Source organism: Bacillus paramycoides (assembly GCF_001884235.1).
GTDB lineage: Bacteria > Bacillota > Bacilli > Bacillales > Bacillaceae_G > Bacillus_A > Bacillus_A paramycoides.
Genome location: NZ_MAOI01000112.1, coordinates 119,076 through 138,821 on the forward strand (window position 1 = coordinate 119,076; position 19,746 = coordinate 138,821).

Here is a 19,746-nt window from a genome sequence, read left to right on the forward strand (position 1 = left end):
AAGAAGAGCTGTTACTTTACAGCTCTTCTTTTTCATATGTATTTCTCGTCATAGCGAACACACACATATCCCTTAATCCATTTCCCTCTACCGCAACACTCGCACTTTCTAAAATACCCTCTAATTTAAAGCCTAATTTCTCAGGTATCGCTCTACTCTTCTTATTTAGAGAATCGCATCGAATTTCTACGCGGTTTGCTTTCAGTTCAGCAAAAGCGTAATCCGTTATACCTGTTGCAGCCTCTACCATATAGCCCTTTCCACTAAACCTTGAATCAATCCAATACCCGATTTCAAATTGAGGTATATCCCAATTAATACGATGTAATCCGGCAGATGCAATAAATTCACCTGTTTCTTTCGAAAACACTAGTAATCTCAAATCCTCACGCTGCAAAAATTGAATATGCGATTTTCTAATACTCTCTTCTATTTCTTCCTCTGTTTGTTCTTTTTGTGCAAAAACCATCCAAGGCTTTAATTCTTTCATTGAAGCTTGAATCGCTTCATATACAACCTTACCATCACCTGGTTTTGGCATTCGAATAAAAAGCCTTTCAGTATTAAATTCAGTAGGAAAATCGAATAATAACGGATTCAATATAACCACTCCTTATAATTCTTTTATATATAATAATATCCATCTCAAGTTATACAGTAAAGAAATTTCTGAATTTTATACATTTTCCTCATTCACATCAACCGCCACACGAATTCCAGATTCAATCGCACCTTGAATCCATCCGTGATATAGTGTTGTATGGTCTCCAGCGAAATATATTCTCCCCTCAGGTTTTACAATGGCTGGTTGTAATTCAGATTCTTGACCAGCTTGAAAAAGTGCAAACCCTCCCAGTGCATATGGATCTAATGTCCAACTTTTTGATATTCCAGACATGAACTCATCATATACTTGCCCACCTAATATTGTTGCTAAATTTTGTAGTGTGTAATAGATGCGATCACCTTTTGATAAACCATCCCATAGCAATGCATCGTATGACCACGTATAACTCCCAAGCATTATGGCTGGTCCTTTTGAACCGATGCCGTGACTTGGGTAATAGGCATAACGAATAGGAAGATCTGTTATAATTCTCCCCCCTAATTGCCCTTGGTCCTCCCAAAAACGACTTTTAAACTGAATTCCTATTTTTGTAGCTGGCATATAATGTAATTCACGAATTGCTTTCCATTTCGCATGAGATATAGAATCAAATGGATCTATTTCCACAAATCGCATTGTTGAAAAAGGGATTGTAACAATAACTATATCACCTGTTATGCTACTATATTCAAAAGTTTCCTCATTCCGATAGTAAGCTGTCACACCATTAGCTTGTTGATGTAGTTTCATTAATTTTTGGTTATATATAATATTTTCTTCTAATTGTGGTAAAAATGACTTTGGTAATCTATCGTTCCCATCTATTATTTCGCAAAATCCGCTTTCCTCTTGCATAATGTATAAAAAACGTAATGTCTCAATGAATGACCTTTCCAAAAAACCTTCTAAGTCTAGTAGAACTCCTATCATTTCAATCGTTACCGGTGAAAAATACGTATTATATTGATAAGGATGATACTTTAAAAACTGCCCTGTAGAGTACTTCCCAAAATCCTTTTCTACAACGTCCCAATTTTTCTCTGGGTTTCTTTTAATAAAATTTATAATTGGCTGAACTGCTAACAATAATAATTCCTCAGAAGTTTTCCCTTCTTCATTCATCTCAACAGGATACCTTAAAATACTCGGGTCTTTTTCGTATTGTTTCAATGTCGTTTTCCGGCCATTGACATAAATAATATCTGTTTCATTTCTATTAATAAAAGGACTCACCTGTAGCCCAAACTTTCTTATATATGCCATCGTTAATGTATGCGAATACGGAATTCTCATCGCCCCAACATCTAAGTATAATCCGGTATCTTCCATTCTGACTGTCTCAATTCGGCCTCCTACACGATTATTCGCTTCAAAAATCTTTACTTGATGCCCTGCGTCCTTCAGTAAAGATGCCGAAACTAATCCAGCCATACCGGCCCCAACTATAATAATTTGTTTCGGACGTGTTGTCTTTTGCAATCCCTTCTCTATTATCTTTACATCCGCCTGTATATCAAACATTATATCTTTTTGCACAATCCCACCCCTTAATTCATAAAATGTGCATTAGTGGTTTAGTGCATTTTATTCATAAATCCCCTTAAACATAACACCATATCAATTTGAAGATTCACTAAAAATACATATGGTGTAGCTCTCCCCCTTCTACGTGCTTCATACAATATATATATAGTAACTGTAGGGAAAGGGTGAATACACATGAAACGTACTTACGACTATCACGCAACAAAAAAACATTTAGAATTAAAGAAAGAGCAGCTTTGTAAAAAACTTACTAGCGTTAAACTTACTGAAGAAGAACGCAAGCAAATATATCTAGAAATTGATAACTACGAATATATTTTAAACTTAGTCGAAATGAATCATTATGAACGAGGGTTTTCTCGTTAAAAGCGGATAAAATATTATCCGCTTTTCCTTTTGAGCATTTCATTACGCATTTTTCGTAAGTAAATATATAATAGGATGTACATTAAGATTGAGAGGTATATTCTATGATCAAATTAAGTGTATTAGACCAATCACCTATTTCAGATGGTAGCACAGCGGTTGAAGCTTTTTCACATACAGTTACGCTTGCACAAGAAGTTGAAAAACTCGGATTTACACGTTTTTGGGTATCCGAGCACCATAATTCTGTAAGCTTAGCTGGTTCAAGTCCAGAAATACTCATTTCTCATATTGCAGCGAAAACGAATCGTATTAGAGTTGGTTCTGGCGGTGTTATGTTGCCACATTATAGTTCATATAAAGTCGCCGAGAATTTCCGCGTTTTAGAAGCACTTTATCCAAACCGCATCGACCTTGGTATTGGTAGAGCACCTGGTGGTATGCCGATAGCAACTCGTGCATTACAAGAAGGAAAAATGGTCTCACTTGATCAATACCCGGAACAAATTGCAGATGTTGCAATGTACTTACATGATAAAGTACCTGAAAACCATCACTATGCAAACTTAAAAGCTACTCCTATAATCCCAACATCAGCTGAAATGTGGATGCTCGGTTCTAGTGGAGAGAGTGCTAACATTGCGGCGCACAATGGAGCTTCTTTTGCATTTGCACAATTTATTAATGGCTTCGGAGGTCCAGAAGTTATGAGGGCTTACCAGGAACAATTCCAGCCTTCATTTTTAGGGGATAAACCAAAATCAATCGTCGCTATTTTTGTAATATGTGCCGAAACAAACGAAGAAGCAGAAAAAATTGCTTCTAGTTTAGATTTATCAATCTTATTACTAGAACAAGGAAAACGGACTACTGGTACTCCGTCTATCGAAACTGCTCAAAATTATTCGTATAGTGCTTATGACCTATTCCGCATTAAAGAAAATCGCCAACGTATGATCGTCGGTGACCCATCATCTGTGAAAGAAAAAATATTAAACTTAAGCAAAGCATACAATACCGAAGAATTTATGATTGTCACAATCACACATCAATTTGAAGACAAATTAAACTCTTATCGCTTATTGGCTGACGCTTTTAATTTATAATTTCAAAAGGGAGATACATCACATATGATGTATCTCCCTTTCTTACTACATATTGTTTTTGCTTCCTATATATTCAATAGCTTCTTTTAATAACTCATCAAAATTATTAGGATAATCATGTTTTAAGTTAGGCACAACTTTATACTTATGTTCTATATCTTTATCCTTTAATAACTGTACAAATTGCTGCGTGACTTCATAACAATCTTCATCTTGATCGCCACATATTATATATCCCTTTATACCTTTATCCTGTAACATCCCCAGCAACTCATTCCATTCTTCAATCTCTGGAAGCCACGGTGCCATAAAAATAAAACCATCCACATTTATATCTTTTTGTAAAATAGTATATAAAGCCACTCTTGCTCCAGCAGAAAAACCACCAATTACTACATTTTCTACTGTATGATTTTCTATAAACTTATCGTAATGCTCTTTTAATTCTTCTTTCCCTCTATCTATATCATCCCAAACAAACCCATCTGAAAACTGAATTTGCGAAGACTGTGGTAAAGCTAACGTATAATCTTGTGTCAAAACTGATTTCCAATATGGTTCTATTATTTGTATATTTTCTTGATCACCATGCATTGTAAGTAGTAGATTTCCCTTTTTCTTGCTGTAAATATATTTCACGTCTGCTCGTACTGTTTTCTTTGCTAATTCTTCTCTTTCTTTACATAATTGAACCATTTTATGAAACTCTTCAAATTTATGTAGTGGTTTTAAATCGTCGTCGGAGATTAAATACTCATTTCCATACCAAAATCCATTGTCCATAATAGCTTCCTTCATTAAATGTAACGCTTCTTCTTCAAGTCCTGCTGCACTTGCAAGCGCATATTTAAAATTATATATTTGTGCCTCATTCCCCACTACACCTTTAGCATGTTCCATTATATAAGTGTACGCTTCAAAACTTCCTTTATTTGCATAACAATCTAACGTTTCATTTAACAACTTAATATACGTCATGTTATTTTTCATATTGTAGTTCCCCCGTAACCTTTTTACTTATTTCTCGAACTATTAAACCATTCTGTGGTCACGGTGTATTCTATAACTTAACAATAGCCGATTCTCAGAATGATATTTACTAACTAATGTATGTATACGCATAATACATCGCTTCTTTCTATCTACTAGTTTTAGTATAAAGTTAAATAGACTGAAAAATCAATATTTTAATAACCAAAAAAAAGACAACAATATATTTATTGTTGTTTGCATCACATCTACCTACTATTCTTTTTTTTCTTATCTGGTTTACTTGAAACTAAATAATGTTTTTCTGAAATATATAAGTTTCTTTTTAATATACGATTTAAGTAAGGTCCTAGTTTCATTCCGCATACGAGGCGATCTTCGCTATTTTCAACAATTGGGAACATTTCTTTTTCAGTTACATATTGATCTACTGCCTTTTGTACGACATCAATTTCTTTAACTAGTTTTAAATTTTCTTCTGTATGTTCAAATACTTCAAGCGTTTCCTTCGTAATAAGAAAAAGATTTGTTGGAAATGCAGGTAAATAGGGCTTTAACAAATCATAATTTACAGTGTAATCATCATTTACTAAGACTGTATAAACGATATTAGCATTCGTTTCTAGAAACTTAGCCATCGCTTGCTCTAATTCGTCTTTCGTAATTTCCCTCTCTTCTTTTCCAGTTCTGAAAAAGCGAAACATCGCATCGCCTCCTTTTCACTATATTATAGCATAAAAGAAAACTGAAAAATTATAAAAAACTCTATTGAAAGAATTTTTCAATAGAGTTTTTTAATCCATTTTTTATTTTAAGAATGCACTTAACATCCATACATGTTGTTCTAATGTCGTATGAATTGCTAATAACATATCAGCCGATGTTTCATCACCAGCTTCATCAGCTACTTCCATACCTTCTTTTAACTCTTGAATAAGTGCAGAAAAATCGTTTACTAAAGCTTGTACCATTTCTTCTGCAGACTCCTTGCTTGTTCCTTCGCTCACAGTTGAAGTTGCTAGATACTCTTTCATTGTCGCTAACGGTTTTCCTTCTAACGCTAAAATACGTTCTGCTAACTCATCAATATATGTTCCAGCCTCATTATAAAATTCTTCAAATTTCTCATGTAATGTAAAGAAGTGTGGTCCTGTCACATACCAATGATAATTATGCAATTTCACATATAACACATTCCAGTTTGCTACCTGCTTGTTTAATACTTCAACAACATTTGTTTTCGTACTCATACAATCCACTCCTCTTATCATTTTATAATTATTATCTTTTAATAATTCAATTACATTCTACCATACATTTCCTATTCTCTCGAGTGAACAGCTTATATGTAACAAAGTTTTAACACCTTTAATATTTCCCTAATATCATATAATTCATGTATTCTTTCAACTACTTCATATGTCTAATCGTCCAAGCTTACACATATGCATAGTAGTAAGTCAAGCTCATCATAGAAGAAAGAGGGATAACATGGACAATCAACAATGGCAAGTAGCAAAGAAAGTCGCTGCTACTTATATCGGAACTGTCGTTGGAGCTGGATTTGCTACTGGGCGAGAAATTGTTGAATTTTTTACAGTTAACGGATTGTACGGGACAATTGGCATATGTATAAGTGGATTTTTTTTTATTTGGCTCGGCACTAAGATGATGTTACTCTCATCACAAATCGGGGCATTTTCAGCTCAAGAATTCAACAAATACTTATTTGGGGATGTATTTGGAAATGTCGTAAACACATTATTATTACTCGTATTATTTGGTGTAACGAGCGTTATGTTATCAGGAGCCGGAGCAGTATTTGAAGAACAACTCCGCCTTCCGAGACAACTTGGCATTTTCATCACAGTCATCGCCTGTCTCATTATTGGGAGCCGAGGATTACAAGGTGTTTTTGAAGTAAATACGCTCGTTGTACCTATTATGATGATCTTTATTATCGGACTCGCCATTACAACTTTTATTCATGATTCAACTCCTATTAGTAACACCGTTCCTACAGAAAGTTGGAATATGAAATGGATTACTAGCCCAATTACATATGTCGCATTAAATCTTTCTCTCGCCCAAAGTGTTCTCGTTCCATTGGCCAGTGAAGTAAAAGATCGAAAAGCTATTTTATGGGGTGGTATTTTAGGAGGCGCGGGGCTTTGCTTTATTTTATTATGTAGCCACTTAGCAATATTATCAGTTGAACAATTTTATCAATACAACATCCCAATGGCTGAAGTTGTAAGAAGGTTTAATGCAACTTTCCACTTTTTCTTTGTTCTTATCATTTTTGGTGAAGTGTTCACAACATTAGTTGGGAATATATTCGGAATGACAAAACAAATGCAATCCATTACCGGATGGAAAAGTAACCATATTATTTACTTCATATTACTAATTAGTTATTGCTTTAGTTACATCGGTTATAGTGAGCTTCTTCATATTTTATATCCTATTATCGGTTGGGTGAGCATCATTCTACTACCGATTATTGCTTGTAAACAACTTCAAAAAACATGAAAAAGCATCCGTGTATACGGATGCTTTTTCATGTTCATTCACAGTCTTCACATACTTCCCAGTATGGCCCCATCTCCACTGCAAGGTATGGCTTTAATTGCAATCGAATCATTCGACTTGGCATGCGTTCTAAAACGAATTGAATGCCATCTTCCTCTTCGTCTAACTCAACTTTCGAAATAGCAATTCTTTGCATAGTAGTAATGGGGCTTCCATCTTTATATAAAGTGATTTTCACCTCATCATATTCATTAAAATACAATTCAACACTCATTTGTTTTTTTAACATTTCATCAACAATTTCATATTTATCATTTTGTTCCTGGATTATATATTTCCAGCCGTCTCTTCCCGCTTCTAGTGGAGCAACTTGAAATAATGTCACCAAATCCTCGTATAGCATAAGATAACCCCTCTCTTACTAAAAAACGATGAGTATTTTATATACCCTTTATCTCTATCACTATCCATGTTTATTGTACCATATATCAAGAATCTTACCCCATTCATTTGCTTCATAAACACATATAAAACATATAGTATTCTTATTTCATTCTCTGCTCACTAGTATAGCTTTTTGCTGACAACTAATCTCCTACTGATTTATTAGCCCACACCAATCAGGCTTTTACGGGCAGCCCGAAAATAGCGGGATAAATATTTTGGATTTTATATAAAAAAGAAGAGTGACTTGTATCACTCTTCCCTCAAAAAAATTTTCCCGTCGCTACTAATGCTAAAACTATAATTAAGCTTGCAAATAATAGCGATACAATTAAACTAAAAATCGGTAATACTTTCTTTTCATTCTTCCTAGATAATAACCTTAAACTAAGGATGATGTTTAATGGTACAAATATAAAATAAAAGTATTTAACGATTTGTATTGAGCTATTTGAAAGTGTTTTAAATACAAACACTTCAATTAAAAAAACAACAAAGAATAAAATACTTAACCAAAATGAGACATAACTAAGCCATGAATGTCTTTTCGTTCCCCAATATACTCCCATAATGATCTCCTTTAAACGTAGTCTATATTATATTAATTATACACCCACTAAACAAATTCCTCTATTTTTCGACAAACATTAAATAAAGTGAACCTCTAATCATTTATCCCGCATTAACGGGCAGTAAGACTCCCACCTCCAAATTCGGAGAATGCGAGGAAGTTAGGTGGGAGATCAACTGCCCGTAAACGCCCGATTGGTTCAACTAATAATCAGTGGGGATGAACAAAACCCCCCACTGATTAAAGTTTCACTTTATATCCCCCTGTTTCCCTTTACCTATTAGCTCACACTAATCCGGCTATCAGCTAAAAAGGCTGTCTCTAATAGCACAAATGCTATTTTGAGACAGCCTTTTTACACTTTAAACCTTTCAATTAACACTTGTAACTCTTCAGCCATTTGAGATAATGTACCAGCTGCAGAACCAATTTCCTCCATGGAAGCCAGTTGCTCCTCAGCTGACGCAGCAACACTTTGTGTACTCGTCGAGTTATTTTGTGCTGTCATTGCAATTTGACCAACTGAAATAGATACTTCATTTGCACCTTTTGACATTCCATTAGCCGTTTCAACCATCGTTTTTATTTGATCAGCAATTTCATTTGTAGATTGTAAAATCTCAGTGAAATTTTGTTTCGTTTCATTAGCGATAACAAGTCCAGATTGAACTTCTTCATTTACATTATTCATAGATTTTACTGTCTTACTCATATCATCTTGTATTTCACAAATTAATTTACTAATTTCACTTGATGATACGCTAGATTGTTCTGCTAATTTTCGTACTTCATCAGCAACAATTGCAAAGCCTCTTCCATGCTCACCAGCTCTTGCAGCCTCAATTGCTGCATTTAAAGCTAGAAGATTGGTTTGATCTGCAATATTTTGAATTACTTCTAAAATATCACCAATTTGCTTTGATTTGTTATTCAACAACTGAATAACAGCATCTGATTGTGAAACAGATTCCGCAATAGACTGCATTTGATTTACTGTTTTTCCGACTAGTTTTCCGCCATCTTCTGCTTTTTCACGAGTATGAGCAGAAGCAGCATTAATAGATGATGAACTATTTGCTACATGCTGAATCCCTTCTGTTACATCAAACAGTAACATGGCACCATTTTCAACACTTGATGTTTGCGTCGTTGCCCCTCTTGATATTTCATCCATTGCCATTGTAATTTGTTCAGTCGCTTCACTTGCTTGTCTGACGCTTGCTGTTAACTCTTCAGATGCAGCAGCAACATGCCCTGCTGAAGTATTAATCCTTCCAATTAATGTACGTAATGAATGGGTCATCTCATTAAACCCTTTAGCGAGTTGACCAATTTCATCATTTGAATGTATTTGAATCGTTTGAGTTAAGTCCCCTTCACTTATTTCTTTAGAAGTGACAACTAATCTCTTTAACGGTTTCGTAATAGAAAGTGTCACGAAATAAATAAGCGCTCCTCCTACAACTAATGAAATCAGCATAACAATTAACATATTATAAAAAACAGGTTGAGCAGCTTCAACTACTTCATTTGAGTACATCGTCCCACCGATTTTCCAACCTGTTTTTAAATTTGTAGCGAATACCATTTTCTTCTCACTACCACCATAAGAGTATGAAAAAGTCCCATGATTATCTTCATAAATCTTCTTAGCCCAAGCATCATCTGCTTTGTCGCCTGATTTCTCTTGAGGGTGGGCAATTACTTTTTGCTTCCCATCTAAAATGAAAGCATAGCCTTTTTTACCAATATTGATTAACTTTGTTGTTTTTAATAAATTATCTAAGCTTAAATCTACTGCAACAACACCATTTTTATCTTCTGTTTGTTTTGCAATTGTTACGACAATATGTCCATTTCCTTGTGCCTTATATGGTTCAGTGACAACAATTCCACCTTGCTTATTCACTGCATCTTTATACCAAGAACGTGCCGTTGGATCGTAATCTGCTGCCATTTGTATATTTGGTTCTTGCACAAATTTCTTATCATTTCCTGCAACATATACTTGTTCAACATCTTTATTTAAGTTGATATATTGAGATAGCATTTTCCTTATTTCATCTTGATTATCCCCTTGATACATATCACCGCGAATCACTCGTGCGAAGTTATTCACATCATTGAATTTTGCTTCGATCATTTGATTAATTAAATTATCCAATATTTTTATATTATCATTAGCACTATTCATAATTTGTGACTCAAAATTCTTTTTAGCTGTTTCATAAGACATGCCCCCAATAACAGAGACAGCCGCAATTAAAATAACAAAAAATGAAGTTAATAACTTCTTTGCTACTTTCATTTCTCGAAACCAACTTAATAGTTTACTCATTATAAACCTCCTACATTTCAATATTAAGTTTTAAAGATAATACAGAGTTAGTTATGAATATATCCCATTCCCTAGTTCTATTTTTACAATTTTGTTTGATGAACACTTTGTAAAGTTTAAACAAATAAATTCTTTTTGTCCATATATATGAATAATATTATTATAAAATTTACAAATATAAAAAACCAAAGGAATAAACCCTTTGGTTTTTTATATTTTTTTATGTTGTTTAGAAATCTTTTTCCATCTATCTCGTTCTGCTCTTGCCAGAGTAATATTTTGTTTTCTCATAACATATGCCAGTTCTCTTTGCAGCTTTTTATAGCTTAGCAAGCGCTCTACTGCTATAAGTCCATTATCTATAGCGCTGCGTACTCCACATCCTGGTTCACCCTCATGTTTACAATCTCGAAAGCGGCATGTTTTGGCAAGATCTTCAATATCAGAAAATGTGGTTTGAATTGCCGCACTTCCTTCCCAAAGTTGAAGTTCCCTCATACCAGGAGTATCAATTACTAAACCGCCACTCGGTAGTTGGAACAACTCACGGTGAGTTGTCGTATGTCTCCCTTTACTATCTTCTTCACGTATATCTCCTGTCTTAGCTACATCTGTTCCTATTAATGCATTTAACAAAGTAGATTTCCCTGCACCTGAAGATCCAACTAAAGCAATTGTTTTACCTGGAGCTACAAATTGTTGTAATGATTCGATTCCAACGTACGCTATGCTATCAATAACGAAGATTGGAACACCGATTGCTACTGCTTCAGTTTCTGTAATTTTCTGTTCCACATCTTCACATAAACTACTCTTCGTTAAAACAATAACAGGCATTGCACCACTTTCATAAGCCAATAGCAAATAACGTTCCATCCTTCTTACGTTGAAATCATGGTTAAGAGCATTTACTAAAAATAGATAATCCACATTCGTAGCTATAATTTGTTCCTCAGTTCGGTAGCCAGCCTCTTGTCTAGAAAAAGAGCTTCTCCTTGGAAAAACGCGATGAATAATCGCCTTTCTCTCTCCTTCTATTTTCTTTATATACACCCAATCACCAACTGCCGGATAATCGCCCTTCGTTAACGCTTCATGACGAAATTTCCCAGACAATTCCGCTACATATTCACCATCATTACAAATAATCCGATATATATGCTTATGCTCAAGTAAAATACGCCCTACTTCATAGTTCTCCACAGCTTGTTCTTCAAAAAAAGAATCCCAGCCGAACGATTCTAAAATATTTTGGTTCAAATTGATATCCTCCCTAGTTTAAGCTAAGTGGAAGGATAGTGCGCTCACTTATATAGTATCGCCCTTTCCATCCACCTTTGTATTTGGTTTATTATTCATATAAGTCAATTTCGCCATAATACATCACCCCGTTCTCATTTTAATTACTCTCATTATATGGAATATCTCTTTAAAAAGCTACCTCATTTTACGTAATTTTCAAATAACTTATTTTTTAGCATTCTAATTTGTCCACGATGACTAATTTCATCTTCTAGTACGTGAAACCAAAGGTAGTGCTGATTATACGCTACGCCGTTAGGCCACTTTCTTTCTGACATTAGCCATTCATCATCCTGTTGTCTCAAACACTCTAATGTTTCCTCTCGAACTTTCTGTAAAAGTTGTACATAATACTGTATTTCATAGCCACGAATAAATCTCCCCGCTTCCCCTAAATACAGTGCATCTTCCCATATTTCTAATTCTTCTTTTGTAAAATCACGATTTTGAAAAGAAATAAGCTGATGGACTTTTTCTATAGCAGCTATATGCTTTAGTAAAGCACCAATTGAATTCTCACCACTCGGCATTATTACATCTAATTGCTCCACTGCTAAATCATCTATTTCCTGTAATGTTACTGCCCGAGTATGCTCCATCATACTTACTAGTTCCCCTATATTTTTTGTATAACCATCTACACTTCTTATTCGATAATCTATATACATTTCACGCACCCCTTTCTGAATTCATATTAGTGAAAAAATGCTTCATATAATAGACTGAAATATATCAGATTTTTCTGTTATAATTAAATTGAATAAGCACTTTACCTAAACAAATTTTCTCAATATGCTTATATGAAATATTAAAAGGATTCAATATGTAAAAATCGAATCTTATTCACTAAAAGGAGTGGATTCGATGGAAATGTATCAATGGCTAACTGCGGTTCTTGTTGGTGGCATTACTGGCTTCGTTTCCCATCTGATCAATAACCAAGGCAAGTTATTGCTCCCACGCCGTCTAAAAACGTTTTTCCACTTTGGGTTTTTAACCGATATATTTACCGGTAGCCTAGCTGCACTGCTTGGACTCGTTTTATTCGATGTCACCACAATAAAAGAAATTATAAAAGTATCTATTGTAACTGCCATCTCAGGTCAAACATTTTTACTTCATCAAGCTTTAGGTGGTGAACAGGCTAAAAATACGCAAATTGGGAAAGCTGATGAGAAAATTCAAGAAATTGACAAACTATTACGACGTTAATCTATACTTTCTTTAAAAATTATTGTTATAATAAAAAATAAATATTTTCTATTGCGTCGTTTGTCAGAAGAAAGGGTGTTTCGTATGACAAAAAAGAAAATAGAAGATTTCTTAACAAACTCCGAAAAAGAGGAACTGCTAGAAAACTATAAATGTTTACGAGAAGCCCGCACAAAAAATGAAGCTAACTATTTTGGTGAAGCAGTAGACCATCTATTAAATAAAGTAAAAAAGCGAATTATTGAAGAAGCAGGAATACATGATGAAAACGCAGCAACAGTTCAATCTAAACGAAAAGCACTGTTTTAGTACATAACTAAAACAGTGCTTTTTCTTTATAACGCTTCTATGATGCAATTCCCTTCTCATTTTTTACAGAAAGTTTTTCACTTTTCCTAAACAAAAGTAAAGAGATTATATATAATAGTGCCGTAAAACATCCTATAAACATAAAATTATGGGAAACAGTAAATAATCCACCAGCTACTACCGCTCCAATCATTTGTCCAATATACATAGAGGCATTCGCAAGTGCTGCACCTGTTCCCCTTGCTGTACTCGACAAGTTTTGTAAACGTCGCATCATTAATACAAATAATATACCTGTTACAAAAAATAAAACGAAAAAGAATAATTCAACAAAAATTATGTTATTTAAGTGTGGCAGTAATACATATAGAAGTGCTGTAAATACAATTCCACCATAGAAAGACATGCTAAAGCCGATTTTATTCAAGATTCTAGACCCCAAAATATTACCTGTTAAATTCCCTAATCCTAGTACGAGCATAGCTGTACCTATTTCATTTACGTACAAGCCAAATTGAACTGCAAGCCAAACCCCAAAGAAAGAGAATGCTGCGAAATTACCAGTCTGAAAAATAAAATATGCAAAATAAGAGAGTGAAACCTTTGAATCTCTAAGTAATTGTTTATAGCGCTGTAAGATTGATTGTTTATTATCCTCTGTTTGAACAGGCTTTATTTCTGGTATAAAAACACCAATAAAAATAACGAGTAATGCTGAAAGGATGCCAATGACAAAGAATGGTGTTGTATAATGTATCGTTGCTAAATAGGCCCCAATTGGTAGTCCAAGAATTTGAGCAACTGATAACCCCGCTGTTGCAATCCCAATTGCTTTCACAATCTGCTTCTTCTCTATTAGGAGTGGAATAGATGCCCACACTTGCGGGGATACAAACGCTGCACTTACACCTGCTAAAAACCGAAAAATCAGCATCCATAAAAAACTAGGTGCAATTCCACACAAAAACGTACTAATTGCGAAAAAGGTCATACCTAATATCATTACTTTTTTTCTGTTTAATCCATCTGATATAGGACCAGTGATAAGCGCAAATCCAGCGTATCCTAAAGCATATGAACTCACCATCCATCCTGAAAACTCCGTTGAAACATGATACACCTGTTGTAATGTTGGCAAAAGTGGTGAAATCAAAAATGTATCAGTACCAATCATAAACATTATTGTAAAGAATACACCTAGTACTCTTTTCATTTATGCCATCTCCTTATATATGGACAGAGGGTGATATCCCTCTGTCCTATCTACCCTCTAATATAGATTCAATTTTTTTCATATCCTTCTCATTCAATGAAACGTCCACTGTTTTTACACTTTCTCTTATTTGTTCTGCACGCTTTCCACCAGGAATAACAGCATCGATTCCTGGTTTATTTAATAGCCATGCTAATGCTAAATGAGACATTGCTATATTATTTTCTTTAGCTAAACCTTTTAACTTTTCAATTTTCTTAAAGTTTTTCTTATATGTATTTTCCTCAAAAAGATTTACGCCATTGCGCCAATCCTTTTCATTCATTTTAAAATCTTCTGTATATTTACCACCTAATATTCCAAAAGCAAGTGGCCCATATGGAATAAATGAAATACCCGCTTCAATACAATACGGTAAAAGTTCTTCCTCTGCATTACGATCTAGCATATTGTAAGGCGATTGTACAACATCTATATCTCCATATCGATTCGCTTCTTTTAATTGTTCTACATTTACATTTGATATCCCAATTGAACGAATTTTCCCCTCTTCTTTTAAACGGATAAGCTCTCCAATTGAATCTATGTAACTTGTTTCAGAGTTTGTAAAATGTAAATAATATAAATCAATATACTCTGTCTGTAATCTTCTTAAACTATTCTCCACAGCGTTTCTTAAATAGCTTGGCTCATTATTAATATAAACCTCTCCATTTAATAACAGCTGTATTCCACCTTTTGTAGCGAGTACATATTCATGACGCTTTCCTTTTAAAACCTCTCCTACTAATTCTTCTGATCTACCAAAACCATATGAGTCCGCTGTATCAAAAAATGTAATTCCTTGTTGAATTGCCTCTTCAATCATTTGTTTTCCTTCTTCTTCATTCACATTTGCATATAAATTATGTCCCCCTACTGCATTTGTTCCTAAACCCAATTGTGAAATATTTAATCCTGCCTTTTGTAAATTCGTATACTTCATTTTTTCTCCCCCTATATTTCTATTGTTCGATTATATTCGAACAATAGAAATATAGCACTTTATATGTTATAGTGCAACTAGAACAACTTATACAAGTAGGTGAAATGATGCGAACACTATATCATCCTAATCGTGAGGAAATTCAATTTTCCTCTGTCCTATATGCACTTAGCGATCAAATCCGCTTACAAATTGTAAATATGTTACTAGAGAAAAACGAACAATCTTGTGGTGCGTTAAACATTCCAATTGCAAAATCAACTTTATCTCACCATTTCAAAGTTTTACGTGAATCAGGTGTGATGTATACACGTCTTGAAGGTACACAGCGTTTTATTTCAATTCGAGAAGAAGACTTGAATGCTAGATTTCCGGGCTTATTAAATGTCGTATTAAACGCGACAGAACCATACTAAAAAACATCTCATATGCATATGAGATGTTTTTTAGTAATTCCTATTCTTTTAATAAAGTGAAACTTTAATCAATGGGGGTTTTATTCATCCCCCCACTGATTATTAGTTGAACCAATCGGGCTTTTACGGACAGTTGATCTCCCAACTAACTTCTTTGCTTTACAGCCACATTCTGAGGTAGGAGTCTTACTGCCCGTTAATGCGGGACAAATCTATTAATCCATTTCCTTCAGATGTACGCTCATATCCTAAAGGTACGGTTCTTTTAATAAGTTGCGCATATATTTCCGGCTCTGATAGCTTTCTACCATATTCTCTCTCGCACTGCTTAATAAGAAGTGCTAACGCCCCAGCGACATGCGGCGTCGCCATTGAAGTACCACTTAATACCGCATATTTCCCCTCTGGATACGTAGATAGTATTTCATCACCTGGCGCTACTAAATCAATTTCTTGATTTGAATTACTAAAGCATGAAATTTTCCGCTCTAAATTAACAGCACCTACTTCAATTACTTCAGAATAAGCACCTGGAAAATCTAATTCTTCAGTATCATCATTACAATCTCCATCATTTCCTGCAGCGCATACGACAAGTACGTCCTGCTTTACTGCATTTTGAATAGCTTCATGTAACTCTGGTACATCTTGTGGACCACCAAGGGACATTGAAATAATTCTCACTTTCTCTTTATTCGGTCCCCTCCAATTCACTGCATAATGAATTGCCTCAATAATTTGCTCATAACTTCCAGAACCGTCTCCTGCTAATACTTTTAATACTAACAATTTAGCAAGTGGTGCTACACCTAAAATACCTACTCCATTTTCAGTGGCTGCAATTGTACCCGCTACATGAGTACCATGCCCATTATTATCAAGATAAGTATTTTGATCCCCTTCATAATCTTTCGTGAAATTTCTTCCACCAATAATACGATCCTTTAAATCTATATGATTTATATCACAACCTGTATCTAAAACGGCAACGACAATGTCTTTCCCTTTTGCACTCTTTTCCCATACTTCCGGAGCGTGAATCAGTTGTACGCCTGGTGGAATTTCGTTTACTTGTTCAACCACTTTATTTACGGTAAACGGAATTAATTTAATACCTTTTTGTTTATTTGCTGTACTACTGTTCATCGTAATCCCTCCTGAAAATGTATTATTTTCATTTCAGACCACTACTTTAGATTTAATATTCGTTTTATTCGCTCCATTTTCCTTCCTTTCAAATATTTCTCAATAAACAAAATAAAAGGACCTATTAAATGGTCCTTTTATTTTTCAGTTTTTCAAAAGAATAATATAAATTAAAACTAAATCTCACTCTTGTTCAAAAACTGCTCAATTTCTTTTATTACATGTTTTGCTCCTTCTATACTAACAGTAATGTTTCCATTTGCTAATGAAATATTTTGTTCTGAAACATCACCTGTTATTTGACAAGCATTGTAAGGTTGATATTTTTGTAAGATGACTTTGTCTTCTTCTACGAAAATTTCAAGTGGTGATTTAATTTGTATTCCTAATACATCTCGTAATTCTTTAGGAATAACTATCCGTCCCAATTCATCTACTTTTCGAATAATTCCTGTTGCTTTCATGTTACTCCCCCCTTACTCTCTATTAATTTTTTCACCTCGCTATTTTCATTTTATCACTATATATTTGGTAATGGCTGCCTCTTTTTAGAAAATATAGTACAAAAGTTAAAAAAACACATTCAACGAATATTCAATCTTTCTTTCAATTGTTTTAAATAACGAGATCGTATAAGTATGAAGTATATTGCTTGGATACCTATGAAAATACTTAACACAACCATATTCTCTTTAAAAAGTGAGTACTCAAACATTTGTCCTAATGCCGTTAATGCTACTGCCCCATGTAATGTTGCAACCCCAATTGGAACGAAGAATAAAAGCGCTAAGCGAATTGTAACTACTTTCGATAATTCTCCTCTTGTTAATCCAACTTTTCGAATCATTTCAAATAAACGAGCATCATCTTCTAAATCAGAAAATAATCGGAAGTATAGAAAACTTCCTGCACAAACGAAAAATACAATGCCAATAAAGAAACCTACAAATAAAATTGGCCCCGCAATTTGTAAACTTTGATTTTGATCGTACTCTTCTGCACTAAACGTTGAATATTCTTGATAAGGCTTAAGCTGATGCGTAAGCTCTTTACCAATCTCAATTTCATCTTTCGTTCCTTTCGTTTTATACATATAATCTTTTACTTCTGTAAATCCATCTTGTAATAAATCATATTGATTGTTAGAAATCACATACACATTACCCATAAGTATTTTACTTAGTGAAGAAGTATTAATTTTTTTCACTTTTAAAGTCTCATTAATATTTGATAAAGAAATTTCTTTTCTTTCTTTTATCGGTGGTCCTGGTATTTCTGCTGATAAAAATAAAGCTTCTTTACCTGATAATGTATTGAACGGTTCTCCAGTTAACTTCGCATATTCCTTATAATCAGCTTCTTTTATAAAAATGGCGCTTCTTAACGACTGCTCCTCAGTTTTCTTCGATGAAATATTTATTTTTGAAGCTGCTATATTATGTTTCTTTAATCCTTCGTCAATGATTTTCAGATGCTGTGATTCATTACTATTTCCTTGCTTAGAATGATAGTGAAACGAAATTGGTCTGTTCATAATTTCTTTCGTCATTGAAGCAAATCCAACCAATGTACCAATTGCTGAAAATGCTACAGTTGAAATAATCGTTACAATAAAGAACATTCTCGCGTTATCTCTCATACGGTATGCTAAATCTGATAAAGTAATAATATTTGTTCTTGTCCAGTAGAAACGTTTACTTTTTTTACATAATCGAATAATAAAAACGCTTAACTGCTTATACAGTAAATACGTACCAATAATGACTACCGTTGTGACAGGTATCATCATAATAAATACCATTGCACCATGTGACATAAGAGCTCCTACATACCCTGCGCCCAGTAGTACTACCGCTAATATAGAAGAAATAATAGATGCTTTCGGTTCTGGCTTCGCCTCTGCTGATCCTCTAAACAATTGCATAATTTTATTTTTACGAACCATTCCTGCACTAAACAATGAAATGATAATAAATAATACGAAAAACATAACACTCGTTACAGCAATCGCTGATTTCGGTATGTAATAAGATAAAGAAATATCTAATTTTAATAACAATGGAGCTACAAAAATTAATATACCTGAAAACAACATACCTGAAAGAATACCTATAATAATTGCCCCGATGCCAATCATGATATTTTCAAAAAAGATAAGTCGCTTTAATTGATATTTCGTCATTCCAAGCATCATTAATATCCCTAGCTCACGCTTTCTCGTTTTTAAAAACATTCCCATAGAATATAAAATAAAGAAAAATGTAAATAAGTAAATAATAGACTGTGCAAAAGACATACTTACAAATACATATTGTCCTAATGTCCCTGCACTTAATGCTGGATGAAATGCAAAAAATGAATAAACAAAAAAAGCCATAATTGCAAATGCACTACTCAAAAAATAAGCCGAGTATGTCCGTCTATTTCGTGTCACATTTCGAAATGCGAGTTCTCTAATATTCATACTACTTCTCCGCCCTTCTACTAACTATGTTTTTATATTAGTAAAGTTCGGAAATATCTTCCATCGATTCAAATGACAAAAACCTTACATTATTGAAAGGTTTAAAAAAATTGCTTATACAAAAAAGTTTACTTATAATTACTACATTCATATTCATACACGCATCCTATTGTATATTCGTTAGTTTTGCGAAATAATAA

The 19,746-nt window shown here is 34.0% G+C and carries 21 protein-coding genes; 6 read left to right on the forward strand and 15 right to left on the reverse strand.

The window, feature by feature from the left end; translation table 11 throughout:
* Positions 1-16 precede the first annotated feature (16 nt).
* Entirely contained in the window at positions 17-601 is a 585-nt protein-coding gene (locus tag BAU28_RS24310) for a GNAT family N-acetyltransferase (protein WP_071720354.1), read from the reverse strand.
* Positions 602-676: 75 nt separating this feature from the next.
* Positions 677-2,143, reverse strand: coding sequence for a flavin monoamine oxidase family protein (locus tag BAU28_RS24315; protein ID WP_071720358.1), 1,467 nt, complete (start codon positions 2,141-2,143; stop codon positions 677-679).
* A gap of 183 nt (positions 2,144-2,326) precedes the next feature.
* On the opposite strand from BAU28_RS24315, the gene BAU28_RS24320 reads away from it, so the two are divergent.
* Entirely contained in the window at positions 2,327-2,518 is a 192-nt protein-coding gene (locus tag BAU28_RS24320) for a DUF3896 family protein (RefSeq protein WP_002148588.1), read from the forward strand.
* Positions 2,519-2,622: 104 nt separating this feature from the next.
* Positions 2,623-3,624 (forward strand): LLM class flavin-dependent oxidoreductase, encoded by a 1,002-nt coding sequence (locus tag BAU28_RS24325; RefSeq protein WP_071720359.1) that lies wholly within the window; start codon positions 2,623-2,625, stop codon positions 3,622-3,624.
* 45 nt (positions 3,625-3,669) lie between these two features.
* Here BAU28_RS24325 and BAU28_RS24330 read toward each other — a convergent pair whose 3' ends face one another.
* The 3 genes from BAU28_RS24330 to BAU28_RS24340 all read right to left on the reverse strand — a co-directional run bounded on the left by BAU28_RS24330 (position 3,670) and on the right by BAU28_RS24340 (position 5,864).
* On the reverse strand, positions 3,670-4,614 hold the full coding sequence (locus BAU28_RS24330) for an alpha/beta hydrolase (RefSeq protein ID WP_071720362.1): 945 nt from the start codon (positions 4,612-4,614) through the stop codon (positions 3,670-3,672).
* 248 nt (positions 4,615-4,862) lie between these two features.
* Positions 4,863-5,318 (reverse strand): DUF3939 domain-containing protein, encoded by a 456-nt coding sequence (locus tag BAU28_RS24335; RefSeq protein WP_048372666.1) that lies wholly within the window; start codon positions 5,316-5,318, stop codon positions 4,863-4,865.
* A gap of 102 nt (positions 5,319-5,420) precedes the next feature.
* On the reverse strand, positions 5,421-5,864 hold the full coding sequence (locus BAU28_RS24340) for a Dps family protein (RefSeq protein WP_002171502.1): 444 nt from the start codon (positions 5,862-5,864) through the stop codon (positions 5,421-5,423).
* Between the two features lie 241 nt (positions 5,865-6,105).
* Here BAU28_RS24340 and BAU28_RS24345 point away from each other — a divergent pair, with 241 nt between their 5' ends.
* Positions 6,106-7,146, forward strand: a complete 1,041-nt coding sequence (locus BAU28_RS24345) for a YkvI family membrane protein (protein ID WP_071720364.1) — start codon at positions 6,106-6,108, stop codon at positions 7,144-7,146.
* 34 nt (positions 7,147-7,180) lie between these two features.
* On the opposite strand, the gene BAU28_RS24350 is transcribed toward BAU28_RS24345, so the two are convergent.
* The 5 genes from BAU28_RS24350 to BAU28_RS24370 all read right to left on the reverse strand — a co-directional run bounded on the left by BAU28_RS24350 (position 7,181) and on the right by BAU28_RS24370 (position 12,469).
* On the reverse strand, positions 7,181-7,549 hold the full coding sequence (locus tag BAU28_RS24350) for a DUF3979 family protein (RefSeq protein ID WP_002171500.1): 369 nt from the start codon (positions 7,547-7,549) through the stop codon (positions 7,181-7,183).
* 304 nt (positions 7,550-7,853) lie between these two features.
* A complete protein-coding gene (locus BAU28_RS24355; protein WP_071720365.1) occupies positions 7,854-8,159 on the reverse strand; it encodes a hypothetical protein in 306 nt (101 codons plus the stop codon).
* A 357-nt stretch (positions 8,160-8,516) separates the two neighbouring features.
* Positions 8,517-10,499 carry a HAMP domain-containing methyl-accepting chemotaxis protein gene (locus BAU28_RS24360; protein ID WP_071720367.1) on the reverse strand — a complete coding sequence of 661 codons (1,983 nt, stop codon included), beginning with the start codon at positions 10,497-10,499 and terminating at the stop codon, positions 8,517-8,519.
* Positions 10,500-10,709: 210 nt separating this feature from the next.
* Complete coding sequence (gene rsgA / locus BAU28_RS24365) at positions 10,710-11,759, reverse strand: ribosome small subunit-dependent GTPase A (RefSeq protein WP_048372676.1); 1,050 nt, start codon at positions 11,757-11,759, stop codon at positions 10,710-10,712.
* A gap of 182 nt (positions 11,760-11,941) precedes the next feature.
* On the reverse strand, positions 11,942-12,469 hold the full coding sequence (locus BAU28_RS24370; protein WP_048372679.1) for a DinB family protein: 528 nt from the start codon (positions 12,467-12,469) through the stop codon (positions 11,942-11,944).
* A gap of 196 nt (positions 12,470-12,665) precedes the next feature.
* Here BAU28_RS24370 and BAU28_RS24375 point away from each other — a divergent pair, with 196 nt between their 5' ends.
* Complete coding sequence (locus tag BAU28_RS24375; protein ID WP_048372681.1) at positions 12,666-13,013, forward strand: DUF4257 domain-containing protein; 348 nt, start codon at positions 12,666-12,668, stop codon at positions 13,011-13,013.
* Between the two features lie 84 nt (positions 13,014-13,097).
* Positions 13,098-13,322 (forward strand): hypothetical protein, encoded by a 225-nt coding sequence (locus BAU28_RS24380; RefSeq protein ID WP_048372684.1) that lies wholly within the window; start codon positions 13,098-13,100, stop codon positions 13,320-13,322.
* Between the two features lie 37 nt (positions 13,323-13,359).
* Here the strand turns inward: BAU28_RS24380 and BAU28_RS24385 are convergent, their stop codons facing one another.
* Both BAU28_RS24385 and BAU28_RS24390 read right to left on the reverse strand, forming a co-directional pair.
* Entirely contained in the window at positions 13,360-14,535 is a 1,176-nt protein-coding gene (locus BAU28_RS24385) for an MFS transporter (protein ID WP_071720369.1), read from the reverse strand.
* A 46-nt stretch (positions 14,536-14,581) separates the two neighbouring features.
* Positions 14,582-15,520, reverse strand: a complete 939-nt coding sequence (locus tag BAU28_RS24390) for an aldo/keto reductase (RefSeq protein WP_071720371.1) — start codon at positions 15,518-15,520, stop codon at positions 14,582-14,584.
* A gap of 107 nt (positions 15,521-15,627) precedes the next feature.
* Here BAU28_RS24390 and BAU28_RS24395 point away from each other — a divergent pair, with 107 nt between their 5' ends.
* Entirely contained in the window at positions 15,628-15,936 is a 309-nt protein-coding gene (locus BAU28_RS24395) for an ArsR/SmtB family transcription factor (RefSeq protein ID WP_025149967.1), read from the forward strand.
* 186 nt (positions 15,937-16,122) lie between these two features.
* Here the strand turns inward: BAU28_RS24395 and BAU28_RS24400 are convergent, their stop codons facing one another.
* The 3 genes from BAU28_RS24400 to BAU28_RS24410 all read right to left on the reverse strand — a co-directional run bounded on the left by BAU28_RS24400 (position 16,123) and on the right by BAU28_RS24410 (position 19,546).
* Entirely contained in the window at positions 16,123-17,082 is a 960-nt protein-coding gene (locus BAU28_RS24400) for a serine protease (RefSeq protein WP_071720373.1), read from the reverse strand.
* A 176-nt stretch (positions 17,083-17,258) separates the two neighbouring features.
* Positions 17,259-17,546, reverse strand: a complete 288-nt coding sequence (locus BAU28_RS24405) for an AbrB/MazE/SpoVT family DNA-binding domain-containing protein (RefSeq protein WP_002171490.1) — start codon at positions 17,544-17,546, stop codon at positions 17,259-17,261.
* Positions 17,547-17,665: 119 nt separating this feature from the next.
* Positions 17,666-19,546, reverse strand: coding sequence for an FtsX-like permease family protein (locus tag BAU28_RS24410; protein ID WP_071720375.1), 1,881 nt, complete (start codon positions 19,544-19,546; stop codon positions 17,666-17,668).
* Positions 19,547-19,746 lie beyond the last annotated feature (200 nt).